16 protein-coding genes are annotated in these 15,165 nt (G+C 65.2%); 7 read left to right on the top strand and 9 right to left on the bottom strand.

From position 1 onward, the window contains the following. Positions 1 to 28: 28 nt before the first annotated feature. Positions 29 to 544: an Lrp/AsnC family transcriptional regulator gene (locus OKW40_RS13115; RefSeq protein WP_013090375.1), complete on the top strand. Its 516-nt coding sequence runs from the start codon at positions 29 to 31 to the stop codon at positions 542 to 544. Positions 545 to 641: 97 nt separating this feature from the next. Here the strand turns inward: OKW40_RS13115 and OKW40_RS13110 are convergent, their stop codons facing one another. Both OKW40_RS13110 and OKW40_RS13105 read right to left on the bottom strand, forming a co-directional pair. Further along, on the bottom strand, positions 642 to 1,151 hold the full coding sequence (locus OKW40_RS13110; protein WP_090801653.1) for a flavin reductase family protein: 510 nt from the start codon (positions 1,149 to 1,151) through the stop codon (positions 642 to 644). 51 nt (positions 1,152 to 1,202) lie between these two features. Beyond that, entirely contained in the window at positions 1,203 to 1,463 is a 261-nt protein-coding gene (locus OKW40_RS13105; protein ID WP_429490087.1) for a hypothetical protein, read from the bottom strand. A gap of 199 nt (positions 1,464 to 1,662) precedes the next feature. Between OKW40_RS13105 and msrA the strand changes: the two genes are divergently transcribed. Beyond that, entirely contained in the window at positions 1,663 to 2,202 is a 540-nt protein-coding gene (msrA, locus tag OKW40_RS13100) for a peptide-methionine (S)-S-oxide reductase MsrA (protein ID WP_429490085.1), read from the top strand. A gap of 63 nt (positions 2,203 to 2,265) precedes the next feature. On the opposite strand, the gene OKW40_RS13095 is transcribed toward msrA, so the two are convergent. The 3 genes from OKW40_RS13095 to pdxH form a co-directional block, all read right to left on the bottom strand. Then, the gene (locus tag OKW40_RS13095) at positions 2,266 to 3,603 is read right to left on the bottom strand and encodes a DUF72 domain-containing protein (RefSeq protein WP_429490083.1); all 1,338 of its coding nucleotides are present in this window, start codon (positions 3,601 to 3,603) and stop codon (positions 2,266 to 2,268) included. Positions 3,604 to 3,699: 96 nt separating this feature from the next. Next, positions 3,700 to 4,914 (bottom strand): class I SAM-dependent methyltransferase, encoded by a 1,215-nt coding sequence (locus OKW40_RS13090; RefSeq protein ID WP_429404606.1) that lies wholly within the window; start codon positions 4,912 to 4,914, stop codon positions 3,700 to 3,702. Positions 4,915 to 5,063: 149 nt separating this feature from the next. Then, the gene (pdxH, locus tag OKW40_RS13085; protein ID WP_090801646.1) at positions 5,064 to 5,705 is read right to left on the bottom strand and encodes a pyridoxamine 5'-phosphate oxidase; all 642 of its coding nucleotides are present in this window, start codon (positions 5,703 to 5,705) and stop codon (positions 5,064 to 5,066) included. Positions 5,706 to 5,971: 266 nt separating this feature from the next. On the opposite strand from pdxH, the gene tcdA reads away from it, so the two are divergent. Beyond that, the gene (tcdA, locus tag OKW40_RS13080; protein WP_429490082.1) at positions 5,972 to 6,829 is read left to right on the top strand and encodes a tRNA cyclic N6-threonylcarbamoyladenosine(37) synthase TcdA; all 858 of its coding nucleotides are present in this window, start codon (positions 5,972 to 5,974) and stop codon (positions 6,827 to 6,829) included. 68 nt (positions 6,830 to 6,897) lie between these two features. Here the strand turns inward: tcdA and trxA are convergent, their stop codons facing one another. Both trxA and OKW40_RS13070 read right to left on the bottom strand, forming a co-directional pair. Then, a complete protein-coding gene (gene trxA / locus OKW40_RS13075; RefSeq protein WP_090801643.1) occupies positions 6,898 to 7,746 on the bottom strand; it encodes a thioredoxin in 849 nt (282 codons plus the stop codon). A 95-nt stretch (positions 7,747 to 7,841) separates the two neighbouring features. After that, the gene (locus tag OKW40_RS13070; protein ID WP_429356074.1) at positions 7,842 to 8,717 is read right to left on the bottom strand and encodes a pirin family protein; all 876 of its coding nucleotides are present in this window, start codon (positions 8,715 to 8,717) and stop codon (positions 7,842 to 7,844) included. A 166-nt stretch (positions 8,718 to 8,883) separates the two neighbouring features. Here OKW40_RS13070 and OKW40_RS13065 point away from each other — a divergent pair, with 166 nt between their 5' ends. Further along, positions 8,884 to 9,765 (top strand): EamA family transporter, encoded by an 882-nt coding sequence (locus OKW40_RS13065; RefSeq protein WP_429490080.1) that lies wholly within the window; start codon positions 8,884 to 8,886, stop codon positions 9,763 to 9,765. 82 nt (positions 9,766 to 9,847) lie between these two features. On the opposite strand, the gene OKW40_RS13060 is transcribed toward OKW40_RS13065, so the two are convergent. Both OKW40_RS13060 and tsaE read right to left on the bottom strand, forming a co-directional pair. Beyond that, a complete protein-coding gene (locus tag OKW40_RS13060) occupies positions 9,848 to 11,455 on the bottom strand; it encodes an N-acetylmuramoyl-L-alanine amidase (protein WP_429490078.1) in 1,608 nt (535 codons plus the stop codon). Next, on the bottom strand, positions 11,437 to 12,033 hold the full coding sequence (gene tsaE / locus OKW40_RS13055; RefSeq protein WP_429404613.1) for a tRNA (adenosine(37)-N6)-threonylcarbamoyltransferase complex ATPase subunit type 1 TsaE: 597 nt from the start codon (positions 12,031 to 12,033) through the stop codon (positions 11,437 to 11,439). The genes OKW40_RS13060 and tsaE overlap by 19 nt, the downstream gene beginning before the upstream one ends. A 17-nt stretch (positions 12,034 to 12,050) precedes the next feature. Between tsaE and queG the strand changes: the two genes are divergently transcribed. The 3 genes from queG (at position 12,051) to xerD (ending at position 15,146) form a co-directional block, all read left to right on the top strand. Beyond that, entirely contained in the window at positions 12,051 to 13,361 is a 1,311-nt protein-coding gene (gene queG, locus OKW40_RS13050; protein WP_429490077.1) for a tRNA epoxyqueuosine(34) reductase QueG, read from the top strand. Positions 13,362 to 13,725: 364 nt separating this feature from the next. Beyond that, the gene (locus OKW40_RS13045) at positions 13,726 to 14,196 is read left to right on the top strand and encodes a methylated-DNA--[protein]-cysteine S-methyltransferase (RefSeq protein WP_429490075.1); all 471 of its coding nucleotides are present in this window, start codon (positions 13,726 to 13,728) and stop codon (positions 14,194 to 14,196) included. Further along, positions 14,193 to 15,146: a site-specific tyrosine recombinase XerD gene (gene xerD, locus OKW40_RS13040; protein ID WP_429490074.1), complete on the top strand. Its 954-nt coding sequence runs from the start codon at positions 14,193 to 14,195 to the stop codon at positions 15,144 to 15,146. The genes OKW40_RS13045 and xerD overlap by 4 nt, the downstream gene beginning before the upstream one ends. Positions 15,147 to 15,165: the final 19 nt, after the last annotated feature.

Genomic DNA, 15,165 nt, shown 5'->3' with positions numbered 1-15,165 from the left:
TGAGTCAAACCGGAAAGGGAGACCGAATATGAACGCGATCTCGCTCGACGCCACCGATTGCCGTATCTTGACGGTGCTTCAGCAGGAAGGACGGATCAGCAATCTCGACCTGGCGGAGCGCATCTCGCTCTCGCCATCGGCATGTCTGCGACGCTTGCGTCTGCTGGAAGAGCAGGGCGTCATCGAACACTACCGAGCGTGCCTGAACCGCGAAGTTTTGGGGTTCGAGCTGGAAGCGTTCGTGCAGGTATCGATGCGCAACGACCAGCAGAACTGGCACGAGCGCTTTGCCGAAGCGCTGCGCGACTGGCCAGAAGTGGTCGGCGCTTTCGTCGTGACCGGCGAAACCCACTATCTGCTGCGCGTGCTCGCGCACAACCTCAAACACTATTCGGACTTCGTGCTCAATCGCCTGTACAAGGCGCCGGGGGTGATGGACATCCGCTCGAACATCGTGCTCGAAACGCTGAAGGAAGATTCGGGCGTGCCGGTGTCGCTCGTGAAGAAGAACAGCGGGCACGGAGCCACGCATAGCGACCGTTGAGGATGATGAGGGCGGGGCGCGCCGTTTTCGACGCGTCCGACCGACAGACGCTACAGACGTTACAGACGTTACAGACGCCAGGGAAGCGCCGCGCCGCTCAAAGCGGCTTCAGGCCGTGGAACTGCGCGCTCTGGAACACGAGCGGCAGCATGTCCGCGGCATTTTCATGCACACCGCAGCGCTCCACTTCGCCGACGAAAATCACGTGGTCGCCTTCCTCATAGCGGCTGCGGTTATGGCATTCGAACCACGCGAGTGCGCCGTCGAGCACCGGCATGCCGCTGTCGCCCGCCGCGTGCGACACGCCCTCGAAGCGGTCGCCCTTCACGGTCGCGAAGCGCTTGCACAGATCGAGCTGCGTCGAGGCCAACACATTGATCACGTAGTGACTGTTGGCGCGGAACACCGGCATCGACGCGGAGCGCGTCGCGAGACTCCACAGCACGAGCGGCGGAGAAAGCGACACCGAGTTGAACGAACTGGCCGTGATGCCGATCAATTGGCCGGACGCGGCGCGCGTCGTAATCACGGTGACGCCGGTCGCGAACTGGCTGAGCGCCTGTTTGAACGCGGACGGGTCGAAGTTGGGTGGGCTCGCGCGCTTCATCGGGGCGAGGCCCCCGTCGCGCGCCGTGTGAAAGAACGACTGCAGCGCGAATCAAGGCGCAAATTGAAGCGCGAATTGAAGCGTATACCCGCGCGGCGGGAAGCGGATGTTTCGAAAGTCATGGTGAAAATCGTTGATTTCCGCCAATTTTAACTGCAATCGCCGCGCGCGCCGCACCACGATGCGTGCGGCGCGTGGCAGCCGGGCGGTTGCATCGACGATCGCCTCGAAAGACTGCACCCGAAAATTTGCCGATCGTGCTGGATCGAGGCGCGGGCGCGGCGCTTGCGGGTGTGAGGCACGGTTATTCACACGTCGCGTGCCGGCGTTTCTATACTCGATATCTGCACGGCCGGATTTGCGGTCATTGCGCGACGGGTGCCTGACTCGTGCCTGACTGCGCCTTTCAGAACGCGTGTTCGGCCATATATTCGGATGCGGTGGCAGATACGGCGGCGCTACGCAGGCCGGCTGCCGATCATTGTGTGAATCTGATCCTGGGGTGAAGCTTATGAACGAGACAGCAACGCTCGGCGGTGGGTGTTTCTGGTGCCTCGAAGCGGTGTATCTGGGCGTCGAGGGCGTCAATGCGGTGGAGTCGGGTTATGCGGGCGGTCACGCGCGCCATCCGAGCTACGAGCAGGTCTGCGACGGCGACACCGGTCACGCGGAAGTGGTCAAGGTCGACTTCGATCCGGCCAAGATCAGCTATCGCGAGATTCTCGACATCTTTTTCGCGATCCACGATCCGACCCAACTGAACCGGCAGGGCAACGACGTCGGCACGCAATACCGCTCGGTGATCTTCACGCATTCCGACGCGCAGCACGAAACCGCGCTGCAGGCGATTCGCGAGATCGGCGAACAGCGCATCTACGACGGCAAGCTCGTGACCGAGGTGCTGCCGCTCGGCGACAACTACTGGCCCGCCGAGGCCTACCACCAGAACTATTTCGCGCAGCATCCGAATCAGGGCTACTGCTCGTTCGTGATAGCGCCGAAAGTCGCGAAATTCCGCCAGAAGTTCGCGCATCGGATCAAGGCGGGTTAACGGCGCAGCGTGGGGATTGGAGTCGGCAACGGGCGGATGCGGGAGACCGCCCGCTGCTGTTCGTCACTGCGGTTCCTGTGCTCGCGATGGCACCTCGTCGCCGTTATCGCCGCGTCCCTGCGTGACACGCACGCAGGCTTCGACGATTTCTTCGGCCAGTTTCACGCAGCTGAGCGGCGCCGATCCCTCCGCCTTGTTGTTGACCGCGATCACGACCGGCTGACCAGCGAGCGCGTAACGCGCGGCCAGTTCGGCGAGCGATTCGCGCGTCGCCGGATCCTCGTCGACGAGCCGGTTGAACGGCTCGTACTTCGCCTTCGCCTGTTCGTACTTGAAACCGCCGTGCAGGCTCCAGCGCACGATCAGCGGACCGGCCGGCTCGCCATCGAGCAGCGCGAGCGCCGCGGCCTGGCGCAGCGGATCGGGCATCCGCGCATGGATGCCGACGCAGTAGCGCACGCGAGCCGTCTTCAGCATGCGGATGAAGCGCGGCGTGAGCAGGCTCGCGTCGCGAATCTCGACCGCGTAGCAACTGCCGTCGGGCAGCCCGGGCAGCGCGTCGAAAAACTCTCCCAGTCGTTCGATGAATACCGCCGGCTGCGCGAGCATCTGATCCGGCAGCGGCGAGAACTGGAACACCAGCGCGCCGGCCTTTGCGCCGAGGCCTTCGAGGCAGGGTGTGACGAAATCGTCGATCGCCATCTGCGCGTTCAGGAAGCACGGGTTCAGCGACACCGGCTCGCCGCGCTCGGCGCGCACCGTGGCGTCGGTGATCGTCATCGGCGCCTTGACGATGAAGCGGAAGTGCTCGGGCACCTGCTGCGCGTAGCGCAGGTATTCGGTGACCGTCAACGCCTGATAGAACGAGCGGTCGATGCTGACCGTCTTCAGCAGCGGATGTGCGCCGTACGCACTCAAGCCCTCGCGCGACAGTTTGCTGTTGCTGTAGTCGTCGCCGTAGACGATGCCTGTCCAACCCGGGAACGACCATGTCGACGTGCCGAGGTGGATCTGCGGCGGCAATTGCGCCGCGAGCGCGAGCAGCTCAGGCGAGGGCGGTGCAGCGAGCACGGCGCGGCTGCGGCGCTTTTTCGGGGCGTCGGCGGAGACCGGGGCGCAGTCTGGTTCAGGAGCGGGGCTGTCGGGCGGGGTGTCGGCTTCGAACAGCGACGCGGGGGCGTTGGATATTGCGGTCTTCGGCGTGCGCTTGTGCTCTGGCTGCGCGGCAGCGCTTGCGGCCGAATCGGCTTCACGTGCGGACATGGCCGGCGCTTCTGCCGCGGCCTCCACCGGCATCCCGAACAGATCGAACTGCTGCGCGGCCTGATGCGCCGCATCGTCCGTGCTGCCGTCCTTGCCGTTCAACGGCTCTTCGACGTCACTCGTCCTGCTCTGGTCCATCAATGTCCGGCCTGCTGTTCATCAGAATTGCGCCGCGGCGCGCGCTCCATGCACGCCGCCGCGGCGCGACCGGTCACAAACCGGGTCACAGCCGGGTCACAGCGGTTTTTCGTACATGTAGCGGCGCGACCACGGCAGGGTTTTCGCGCTGCGGCCGGCTTTGCGGCACACCACCTGGAAAATCGACACGTCGTCGTTTTCGAACGCATACGCGCAGCCGGCCAGATACACGCGCCAGATGCGGAATTTTTCGTCGTCGACGAGCTTGCGCGCCTGGTCTGCGTGGGCTTCGAAATTTTCCGCCCAGATGTCGAGCGTGTGCGCATAGTGACGGCGCAGGCTTTCGACGTCAACCGGTTCGAGCCCGCCGCGCTGCATCGATTCGAGCGCGAGGCTGATGTGCGGCAGCTCGCCGTCCGGGAACACGAAGCGGTCGATGAACTCACCGCCGCCGAGCGCGGTTTCGCCGCTATCGGCGTCGCTCGACGTGATGCCGTGGTTCATCGCGATGCCGTCGTCGGCGAGCAGATCGTGCATCTTCTGGAAATAGCCGGGCAGGTTCTTGCGGCCGACGTGCTCGAACATGCCGACGCTCGTGATGCGGTCGAACTGCCCCTTGATGTCGCGATAGTCCTGCAGGCGGATATCGATCTGGTTTTCGAGGCCCGCCGCTTTCACGCGCGCGGTGGCGAGATCGAACTGGTTCTGCGACAGCGTGACGCCGACGCACTTCGCGCCGAACTTCTGCGCGGCGCGCAGCACGAGCGCGCCCCAGCCGCAGCCGATGTCGAGCAGACGCTGCCCGGGCTGCAGCTGGATTTTGGTCAGAATGTGATCGATTTTCTTCAGCTGCGCGGTCGCGAGGTCTTCGGTGCCGGTCTCGAAGTACGCGCACGAGTAGACCATGTTCTCGTCGAGCCACAACCTGTAGAACTCGTTCGACACGTCGTAGTGATACTGGATCGCTTTCTTATCCGACGTCTTCGAGTGATTGAAGTAGCGCCGCACGCGCGCGAGCTTGCCGGCGCTCGTCACGGTGCTGCGCGCGAGCTGATAGCCGATATTGATGATGTCCGACAGCTTGCCCTCGATGTCGATCTTGCCTTTGACATAGGCTTCGCCAAGATTGTCGAGGCTCGGTTCGAGCAGATAGGGCAGCGCGGTTGCGCTCTTCACGTGTAGCGTGACCCGGGGCGCGGCGAACTGCCCGAAGTCGTGTTGCTGACCGTCCCACAGCACGAGGCGTGCGGGCAGGTTAGCGGTGGTTTTGACATCTTCAACCCACTGCGCCAGCTTTTTCTCCCAGAACATGTGATCTCTCCGTGTTCGTTGATTTAAAGCAAAGCTATGTGGATCGCGACATGGCGCGGCGCATTCCGCGGGCCGCGCAACGCAATCCCGCCGACGCGCGCCGCTACGTTGGCGCCGCCGCCGGCCTCATTCGTCCGGTCATCGACCGGTCAGGGCGACAGGCGTGCGATCAGCCAGTTGGCGCTTTCTTCCGCGCGCGTGTAAAGCAGACGATCGTGCAGCCGAGACGGCCGCCCCTGCCAGAATTCGATCGCGTCGGGCACCAGACGGTAGCCACCCCAGTGCGGCGGACGCGGAGGATTTTCGCCGTATTGCAGGCTGATTTCGCGTTCGCGTACTTCGAGCTGCGAACGGCTTTCAATCACCTGACTCTGATTCGATGCCCATGCGCCGATCCGCGAGCCGAGCGGACGGGACGCGAAATACGCGTCACTGTCTGCCTCGCTCGTTTTGACGACGCGGCCCTCGATGCGCACCTGGCGTTCGAGTTCGATCCAGTGAAACAGCAGGCTCGCGTAGGGGTTCACGTTCAGTTCGCGGCCCTTGCGGCTTTCATAGTTGGTGAAGAATACGAAACCGCGCTCGTCGACGCCCTTGATGAGCACGATGCGTGCCGAGGGCCGGCCGCGCGCGTCGACCGTGGCCAGCGTCATTGCATTCGGCTCGGGCAGCTTGGCGTCGATGGCCTGCTGGAACCATGTGTCGAATTGACGGAACGGATCGTGGTTGACGTCGGCAACGTCCAGTGAGCCCAGCGAGTAGTTTTTTCGAAGCTCGGCGAGTGAGATCATTTTCTTATGCGAACGCTACAGTGTGGGCCAAGTATAGCTAAGGCGTCAGGTTTTTGCGCGCGAGCGGAGCAACGTATGGCACGGCGCATGTTGCGCCAGCGCAAGTCTGCAACATTGCGTCGCTGCTCGTGGTCCTGCGCGGCTGTTTTCACGTGTTCAGGCAAAATACGGGCTGCGCGCCCCATTTGCCAAAGCAATTTGCCCAGGCGATTTGCCAAAGCGCCGCCGCCTGCTTTGTTCCGCCTGTGTTTTCGAGCCCTGCCATCATGTCCAGCACCGCCGCGCAATCCGATCTTACTACCAGCCTCGACGCGAACGAAACCGCCGACCGCGCGCGCCGTTTCGGCGGCATCGCCCGTCTGTATGGCGCGCCCGCGCTCGCCGCATTCGAGGGTGCGCACGTCGCGGTGATCGGCATCGGCGGGGTGGGGTCGTGGGTCGCGGAGGCGTTTGCGCGCAGCGCGCTCGGCACGCTGACGCTGATCGATCTCGACAACGTCGCGGAAAGCAACACGAACCGGCAGATTCACGCGCTCGACGGCAATTACGGAAAACCGAAGGTCGAAGCGATGGCCGAACGCATCGCGGCAATCAATCCGTACTGCGAGGTGCGGCTGATCGAGGACTTCGTCGAGCCGGACAATTTCGCGGCCACGCTCGGCGGCGGCTTCGACTATGTGATCGACGCGATCGACAGCGTGCGCACGAAGACCGCGCTGATCGCATGGTGCGTCGAGCGCAAGCAGCCGCTGATCACGGTCGGCGGCGCGGGCGGTCAGCTCGACCCGACGCGGATCCGCATCGACGATCTCGCGCTGACGATCCAGGACCCGCTGCTGTCGAAGGTGCGCGGGCAGTTGCGCAAGCAGCATGGCTTTCCGCGCGGGCCGAAGGCGAAGTTCAAGGTGAACGCCGTGTATTCCGACGAGCCGCTGATCTATCCGGAAGCGGCCGTCTGCGATATCGATGAAGAAGCCGAGCACGTGAGCACGTCGCCGGGGCATACGGGGCCGGTCGGCTTGAACTGCGCCGGGTTTGGCTCCAGCGTGTGCGTGACCGCGAGCTTTGGTTTTGCGGCCGCGGCGTACGTGTTGCGGGAGCTGGCGAAGAAGGCGACGGTTTAGGTGGCAGCCCGGGCGGCGGTTTCAACCGCGCTGACCCAGGCTGCCATCGGGCAAAACATCACAATCGATCAATACAACGACGCGCTCAGCCTGCGCCGCCACTGCGACACCAGCTCCGGCTGATGCGCGGCCAGATCGAACACCGACAACATCGTCTTGCGGCCGATATCGTCGCGGAACGCGCGGTCGCGTTGCACGATCGCGAGCAGATGTTCGAGCGCCTGCGCGTATTTGCGTCGCGCGATAAACGCATTCGCAAGATCGAAGCGTGCTTCGAGATCGTCGGGGTGGCCGGCGACGCGCGCTTCGAGCGCATCGGTGGGCGGCAGGTCCGCGGCGGCGTCCACCGCGTCGAGCCGCGTCTTGATCGCGTTGAAACGCGCGTCGATGCCTTGCGTGGTTTTCGGCGACAGCAGATCGACTTCGTTGCGGGCCTCATCGATGCGGTTGTCTTCGAGCAGTAACTCGATGCGGTCCATGCGCGCGTCGTCGAAGCCCGGGTCGTACGCGAGCGCCGCTTGCAGCAGGTCGTAGGCGTCGTCGCGGCGGCCTTCGGCGAGCGCGGTCTGCGCTTCGATGCGCGCGGCCGGCGCCCCTTGCGGCACGAGCCGGTCGAGGAACTCGCGCAGCTGTCCTTCCGTCAGCACGCCGACGAACTGATCGACGGCCTGGCCGTCGGCGAACGCGATCACGTGCGGAATGCTGCGCACCTGGAAGTGCGCGGCCAGCTCGTGGTTCTCGTCCACGTTGACCTTCACGAGCTTCCATTTGCCGGCGGCTTCGGCTTCGAGCTTTTCGAGCATCGGGCCGAGGCTCTTGCAGGGGCCGCACCACGGCGCCCAGAAATCGACCAGCACGGGGGCCAGCATCGACGCCTTGATGACGTCCTGTTCGAAAGTGGCCAGAGTGGTGTCCATTGCGTCCTCGTCGATAGAAACGGTTTGTGAACAGGCGCTAGGTGGGGCCGAATCGCGCGAATTCAATGCCCACCCTGGCGCGCGGCCCGGCGCCGTCACTTGCGCTGCGGCAGCGGAATCCATTCGGTTTCGCCGGGCACGTGGCCCATTTCCTGATTGGTCCACGCGAGCTTCGCGGCTTCGATTTTCTCGCGCGAGCTCGCGACCAAATTCCATTCGATGAAGCGCTCGCCGTCGAGCTTCTCGCCGCCGAGCAGCATCGCTCGCGCGCCGTGCGTGCTGGCGAGCGTGACGGTTTCGTCGAGCGCGAGCACGGCCATCTGGCCCGCTTCGAGCGGCGTGCCGTCGATCTCCAGATCGCCTTCCACCAGATATACACCGCGCTCCTCGTGCTCCGGTTCGAGCGCGAACGCGCTGCCCGGCGTGAAGTCGGCGGCGACGTACAGCGTGCCCGAAAACGTCGCGACCGGCGACACCGCGCCGAACGCGGTGCCCGCGATCACGCGCAGCGTCACGCCGTTGCGCTCGACGACCGGCAAGGTCGCCGCCGCGTGATGCGCGAACGACGGCTCGGCGTCTTCATCGGCGAGCGGCAGCGCGACCCAGGTCTGGATGCCGTGAATCGTCTGGCCGCGCGCGCGGTCTTCCGGCGGCGTTCGCTCCGAATGGACGATGCCGCGCCCGGCCGTCATCCAGTTGACGTCGCCGGGGACGATCTTCTGCTCGGAGCCGAGGCTGTCGCGATGCATGATCGCGCCGTCGAACAGATAGGTGACGGTCGCGAGGCCGATATGCGGATGCGGGCGCACGTCGAGGCCGCTGCCGGGTTCGAGGGTCGCGGGGCCCATGTGGTCGAAGAAAATGAACGGGCCGACGAGGCGCGCCGCCATCGCGGGCAGGACACGCCGCACGGTCAGATTGCCGATGTCGCGTAAGTGCGGTTTGAGGACGGCTTTGATCGAGGAAGTCATGGGCGGGCTCGACGGGAAAATGGAAGGAGAAGGCTCGAATGGTCGATTCTACTGCGCGTCGCGCGCTGCCGAGGCAACGGCGCACGCTCGCCACGAGCGGGCGCAACGAAGCGAATTGGCGGCCTCCGTTACACTGCCAGATCGAACCATTTCTTTGGAGACCCGGATGTCGCCCAGGGACTTGCTGCTCGCGCTGATCGTCGTACTCGCGTGGGGCGTCAATTTCGTCGTGATCAAGGTCGGCCTGCACGGCGTGCCGCCGATGCTGCTCGGCGCGCTGCGCTTTACGCTCGCTGCGGTCCCGGCGGTGTTTTTCGTCAAGCGGCCGCAGATGCCGTGGCGGTGGCTGTTCGCCTACGGCGCGACGATCTCGTTCGGGCAATTCGCGTTCCTGTTCTCGGCGATGTACGTCGGCATGCCGGCGGGGCTTGCATCGCTGGTGCTTCAGGCGCAGGCGTTTTTCACGCTGGTCTTCGCGGCGCTGTTTCTGCACGAGCGCTTCCGTTTGCCGAACGTCGCGGGTCTGCTGGTCGCCGCGGCGGGGCTTGCGGTGATCGGCCTGCAAGGCGGCCACACGATGTCCGTCGCTGGTTTCCTGCTGACGCTGTGCGCCGCGTGCATGTGGGCACTCGGCAACATCGTTACGAAGAAGGTCGGCAAGGTCGATCTGGTCGGACTCGTCGTGTGGGGGAGCCTGATTCCGCCGCTGCCGTTTTTCGCGGCGTCGTTCGTGTTCGAAGGGCCGCGCGAGATCGCCTCCGCGCTGACCGGTATCAGCGCGCTGTCGATCTTCGCGATCGTCTATCTGGCGTTTATCGCGACGCTGCTCGGCTATGGCTTGTGGAGCCGTCTGCTGTCGCGCTATCCGGCGAGCCAGGTCGCGCCGTTCTCGCTGCTGGTGCCAATCGTCGGACTCGCGTCGGCGTCGTGGCTGCTCGGCGAGCAACTGTCTGCGATGCAGGTGGCGGGCGCGTTGCTCGTGATGGCGGGGCTCGCGGTCAACGTGTTCGGCGGCTGGGTCGTGCAGCGCTTGATACCGGCACGCTGAGCAACCGTTGCGCCACGGGTTGCGAGCGTGAATAACAAAACGGCCGGAGGGCCGTTTTGTGATTGGTTCGTGTGTGCCGACATCACGTCATGCGGCCCTTTGCGAGCGGCGGATTCGCCGCGAAATAGCGCTTGATGCCGGTCAGGATCGCGCTGGCCATCTTGTCGCGATACGCGTCGTCGTTCAGGCGACGCTCTTCGTCCGGATTGCTGATGAACGCGGTCTCGACGAGGATCGACGGAATGTCCGGCGCCTTCAGCACCGCGAAGCCGGCCTGCTCGACCGAGCCCTTGTGCAGCTTGTTGATGTCGCCGATCTCTTTGAGCACGAAGTTGCCGTAGCGCATCGAGTCGCGAATCTGCGCGGTGGTCGACATGTCGAACAGTGCGCGATTCACGGTGGCGTCGGCGGACTTGATGTTGATGCCGCCGATCAGATCCGACGAGTTCTCCTTGTTCGCCATCCAGCGCGCGGCCGCGCTCGACGCGCCGTGCTCCGACAGCGCGAACACCGAGGAGCCCTTCGCCTCGGGCGTCGTGAACGCGTCCGCGTGGATCGACACGAACAGGTCCGCGCCGACGCGGCGCGCTTTCTGCACGCGCACGTTCAGCGGCACGAAGAAGTCGGCGTCGCGCGTCATCATCGCGCGCATGTTCGGCTGCGCGTCGATCTTCGCGCGCAGCTTCTTCGCGATGTCGAGCGCGACGTGCTTCTCGTAGGTGCCTGCGCCGCCGATCGCGCCCGGGTCCTCGCCGCCATGACCCGGATCGATTGCGACGGTGAGCAGTCGCACGGTGTTGCTGCGGCTCGACTTCGGTGTGGTGAATGCGTAGGTGTCGCCGCTGTCGCCGAGGTTGTCGTTGTTGCTGTCGAGACCGCGTGCGGTGCTGTTGCTGTTGGCGTTGCCACCCTTGTTGCGCGCCAGTGCGGCAGGCGGCGCGGAGGGCGCGGACGGCGCCGCCTGCCTGCCGGCAATGACCGGCGCGGACGGCGCCGTCGTGCCATGCGTGGCGGGATGCGGTACGCCCGCGGCGCCATTGCCGGCGCCACCGTTCTGCGCGTAGTGCTCGAAGAACGCTTCGCTGTTGTCGACCGGCGGCGCCGTGCCGGGGCCGGCAAGCGTCGCGGGCGGCGCGCTGTTTTCTTCGTTGAGCGCCTGCTGCTTGCGCTCGGTCTGCGCGAGCAGGTCCATCAACGGATCGGGCGCGACAGCCGGATACAGGTCGAACACGAGCCGGTACTTGTACGCGCCGACCGGCGGCAGCGCGAACACCTGCGGCTTCACTGAGCCCTTCAGGTCGAACACCATGCGCACCACGTGCGGCTGATACTGCCCGACCCGCACCGACGAAATCTGCGGATCGTTCGGTGTGATCTTCGAGACCAGCTCCTTCAGCGCCTGATCGAGGTCGAGGCCGTTCAGATCGACGACGAGCCGGTCCGGTCCCTGCAGCAGTTGCTGCGTGTTCTGCAGCGGCTGATCGGATTCGATCGTCACGCGCGTGTAGTCGCGCGCGGGCCACACGCGCACGCCGAGCACCGAGCTCGCAAACGCGAGACGCGGAGCGACGAGGCCGAGCACCAGCGTCGACGCACCGGCGCGCAGGATCTGCCGGCGCCGCCAGTTATGCGTTGCGCCCGCCGCCGATTCGATCGAATGGAATGGTTTGATTAACATCTTTCGAGACATGCCTTTCCTGATTCGCTATAAGCGCGTGCGACGAGTACGCGTGCGTCCGCGTTTGCGTCTGTGTTGCCGACGAGCCCGAGCAAGAAGACGAGATCCGGCACGCCGAGCAGCGCTCCCGCGCGTTGCGGCCATTCGACGAGGCAGACCGCGCCGCTGTCGAAATATTCGCGAAAGCCCGCGTCGGCCCATTCGGCCGGATCGGTGAATCTGTACAGATCGAAGTGATAGAGCGCGAGTTCCCCGGCGGGCCGCTCGAGCACATACGGTTCGACGAGCGTGTAGGTCGGACTGCGCACGCGGCCGGTGTGGCCGAGGCCGCGCAAGGTCGCGCGCACGAGCGTGGTTTTGCCGGCGCCGAGGTCGCCGACCAGTTGGACTTGCAGGCCGTGGAACGCGGGGCCGCTTGCGGCGCCAGGCTGGGCTGGCTGTGCCTGATGCGAGGCCGCGCGCACGCTTTCGATCGCCTGTGCGAAGCGCGCGCCGAACGCCTGCGTGGCGGCTTCGTCCGCGAGCGCGACAGAGCGTTCGAGCAGCACGGGAGCGGACGGTAGGGGCGCGTGATCGGGATTGACAGGCATTCTCGTAAAATGGCGTGATGAACCGAAGTCCGAAGTCCCCTGTTTTCTGCACGCCCGCATCGGCCGATGATGCCATGCGAGCTTCTGGCGCAACGTCCCGTTTCGACGAGGCGGCGCTTCGTGTGCTCGCGCTCGACATCAAGACGTGGGGCCGTGAACTCGGTTTCGGGGCGATCGGCATTAGCGATACCGATCTGTCGGCCGCCGAAGCGCCGCTTGCAGCGTGGCTCGAAGCGGGTTGCCACGGCGAGATGGATTATATGGCCAAACACGGCATGAAACGCGCGCGGCCGGCCGAGCTTGTGGCCGGCACGCGACGCGTGATCACCGCGCGCATCGCCTATTTGCCTGCGCAGACGCTGGAAGCAGAGGCGACTGAAGGGGCGCATGAAGGGGGACATGAAAGCGCGCCTGAAAGCATGCCGCAAGACGTAACGCCACCCGCCTCATGCGCCACACCCCGCGCGCGCGACTGGCGCGCGGCCGAGCACGCGCGGCTCGCGGACCCGTCGACGGCGGTCGTGTCGATCTATGCGCGCGGCCGCGACTATCACAAGGTGATGCGTCAGCGTCTGCAACAACTGGCCGACCGGATCGAAGCGGCGATCGGGCCGGTCGGCTATCGCGTGTTCACCGATTCGGCGCCGGTGCTCGAAGTCGAGCTTGCGCAGAAGGCCGGCATCGGCTGGCGCGGCAAGCACACATTGCTGCTGCAGCGCGACGCCGGCTCGCTGTTTTTCCTCGGCGAGATCTATGTCGACGTGCCGCTGCCGACCGACGCCGAAACCTCGCCCGAGGCCGCGCCCGAAACGCCGGGCTCGCATTGCGGCAGCTGCGCGCGCTGCATCGGCGCCTGTCCGACCGGCGCGATCGTCGCGCCGTACAAGGTCGACGCGCGGCGTTGCATCTCGTATCTGACGATCGAGCTGAAGGGCAGTATTCCGCTCGACCTGCGGCCGCTGATCGGCAATCGGGTGTACGGCTGTGACGATTGCCAGCTCGTGTGTCCCTGGAACAAGTTCGCGCAGGCCGCACCGGTCGCCGATTTCGACGTGCGGCACGGGCTCGATCGCGCGTCGCTGGTCGAACTGTTCGCGTGGAGCGCCGAGGAGTTCGATACGCGCATGCAGGGCAGCGCGATTCGCCGCATCGGCTACGAGAGCTGGCTGCGCAATCTCGCGGTCGGCATGGGTAACGCGTTGCGCGCCGCGCCAGCAAGTCTCGACCTCGATGCCCGTGGCGCGATCGTGCTGGCTTTGAGGCAGCGAGCCGACGATCCGTCGGCGGTCGTGCGCGAGCATGTGGAGTGGGCGCTCGAAGCGGCGTAAAGTCGTGGCAATTCGGTGCCGGCGATCTGGCACGCTAGGGTCTGTTTACATATGGAACGCACGTGCGTTGCCGCGAGAAGGGCCGCTCGCAAGGATTGCGACGCCGCGAATACTCGACGTATTCGCAAGGAGCATGACGCAGCGAGCGGCCCTTCTCGCGGCAACCCCAGTTCTGAATTTCATTCCAGGGGAATGCCCACTATCGGCCGCATGGCGGCGTCGTGCGTCGCTCACGTGGCGCGGCCACGCAGCGCTCCTTACTCCTTGCCATGCGCCCCGAAGGAAGTCCCCTTGGGGGACGGCCGATAGCGGGCATTCGCACGTGCGTTCCATATGTAAACAGACCCTAGAGGAGCAGGCAATCATGTTCAACGCAGTGATCGATGCGCCGTTCGGCAAAATCGGCATCCGGCTCGAAGGCGAAGCCGTGCGCGAGATCGTCTATCTGCCCGACTCGACCCCCAACGTCGCGCCCGACACGCCGCTCGCACGCGAGGTGGCCGAACAGATCGAGCGTTATTTCGAGCACGCGTCAGCGAAATTCGAGCTGCCGCTCGCCGAGTGCGGCACCGCGTTCCAGCGGCGCGTGTGGCAGGCGATCAGCGACATCCCGCCCGGCGTCGTGCTGACTTACGGACAACTCGCGAAGCAGCTCGGCAGCGTGCCGCGCGCGGTCGGCCAGGCGTGCGGCGCCAATTTCTTTCCGATCGTGATTCCGTGTCACCGCGTGGTGAGTTCGAGCGGCATCGGCGGCTTCGCGCACGATGGCGGCGACGGCTTCTTCCGCAACGTGAAGCGCTGGTTGCTCGCGCATGAAGGTGTGCCGTACGCATGAGCACGAGCACCGCCAATACCGCTGTACACGTCGAAGACACAGCCGCCGCATCACCGCTGCTGCTGACCAGCTCCGCATCGATCGACGCCTTCTGCGACGCGCTGTGGCTCGAGCATGGCCTGTCGCGCAACACGCTCGACGCGTATCGCCGCGACTTGCGGCTCTTCTGCGAATGGCTCGCGCACACGCGCAACGCTTCGCTCGACACCGCGAGCGAAGCCGACCTGAGCGCCTACAGCGCGGCGCGGCAAAAGGACAAGGCGACTTCGGCGAACCGCCGGCTGTCGGTGTTTCGCCGCTATTACGCATGGGCGGTGCGCGAGCATCGCGCGGCCGCCGATCCGACCTTGCGCATCCGCTCGGCGAAGCAGCCGCCGCGATTTCCTTCGACGTTGAGCGAGGTCCAGGTCGAAGCGTTGCTCGGCGCACCCGACATCGACACGCCGCTCGGCTTGCGCGATCGCACGATGCTCGAGTTGATGTACGCGAGCGGCTTGCGCGTGACCGAACTGGTCACACTGAAAACCGTCGAGGTGGGACTCAACGAAGGCGTCGTGCGCGTCACTGGCAAGGGCTCGAAGGAGCGGCTGGTTCCGTTCGGCGAAGAGGCGCACGCGTGGATCGAGCGCTATCTGCGCGAGGCGCGCCCGGCGCTCCTCGGCCCGCGCGCGGCCGATGCGCTATTCGTGACGACACGCGCGGAAGGCATGACGCGCCAGCAGTTCTGGAACATCATCAAGCGACACGCGCAGGCCGCGGGCGTCCATGCGCCGTTGTCGCCGCACACGCTGCGGCACGCGTTCGCGACCCATCTGCTCAATCACGGCGCGGATCTGCGCGTCGTGCAATTGCTGCTCGGTCACACCGATATTTCGACGACGCAGATCTACACGCACGTCGCGCGAGAGCGGCTGAAATCGCTGCATGCGCAGCATCATCCGCGCGGGTGAGCACGACATGAAGCGCGCG

This window comes from Paraburkholderia sp. RAU6.4a, assembly GCF_050435625.1.
Taxonomy (GTDB): Bacteria; Pseudomonadota; Gammaproteobacteria; order Burkholderiales; family Burkholderiaceae; genus Paraburkholderia; species Paraburkholderia tuberum.
This window is presented reverse-complemented; position numbering and strand designations above follow the sequence as displayed.

Coding starts and splice junctions, on each gene's coding strand:
- OKW40_RS13115 (WP_013090375.1), top strand. CDS start 29: ATGAACGCGATCTCGCTCGACGCCACCGATTGCCGTATCTTGACGGTG.
- OKW40_RS13110 (WP_090801653.1), bottom strand. CDS start 1,151: ATGAAGCGCGCGAGCCCACCCAACTTCGACCCGTCCGCGTTCAAACAG.
- msrA (WP_429490085.1), top strand. CDS start 1,663: ATGAACGAGACAGCAACGCTCGGCGGTGGGTGTTTCTGGTGCCTCGAA.
- OKW40_RS13095 (WP_429490083.1), bottom strand. CDS start 3,603: ATGGACCAGAGCAGGACGAGTGACGTCGAAGAGCCGTTGAACGGCAAG.
- OKW40_RS13090 (WP_429404606.1), bottom strand. CDS start 4,914: ATGTTCTGGGAGAAAAAGCTGGCGCAGTGGGTTGAAGATGTCAAAACC.
- pdxH (WP_090801646.1), bottom strand. CDS start 5,705: ATGATCTCACTCGCCGAGCTTCGAAAAAACTACTCGCTGGGCTCACTG.
- tcdA (WP_429490082.1), top strand. CDS start 5,972: ATGTCCAGCACCGCCGCGCAATCCGATCTTACTACCAGCCTCGACGCG.
- trxA (WP_090801643.1), bottom strand. CDS start 7,746: ATGGACACCACTCTGGCCACTTTCGAACAGGACGTCATCAAGGCGTCG.
- OKW40_RS13070 (WP_429356074.1), bottom strand. CDS start 8,717: ATGACTTCCTCGATCAAAGCCGTCCTCAAACCGCACTTACGCGACATC.
- OKW40_RS13065 (WP_429490080.1), top strand. CDS start 8,884: ATGTCGCCCAGGGACTTGCTGCTCGCGCTGATCGTCGTACTCGCGTGG.
- OKW40_RS13060 (WP_429490078.1), bottom strand. CDS start 11,455: ATGTCTCGAAAGATGTTAATCAAACCATTCCATTCGATCGAATCGGCG.
- tsaE (WP_429404613.1), bottom strand. CDS start 12,033: ATGCCTGTCAATCCCGATCACGCGCCCCTACCGTCCGCTCCCGTGCTG.
- queG (WP_429490077.1), top strand. CDS start 12,051: ATGAACCGAAGTCCGAAGTCCCCTGTTTTCTGCACGCCCGCATCGGCC.
- OKW40_RS13045 (WP_429490075.1), top strand. CDS start 13,726: ATGTTCAACGCAGTGATCGATGCGCCGTTCGGCAAAATCGGCATCCGG.
- xerD (WP_429490074.1), top strand. CDS start 14,193: ATGAGCACGAGCACCGCCAATACCGCTGTACACGTCGAAGACACAGCC.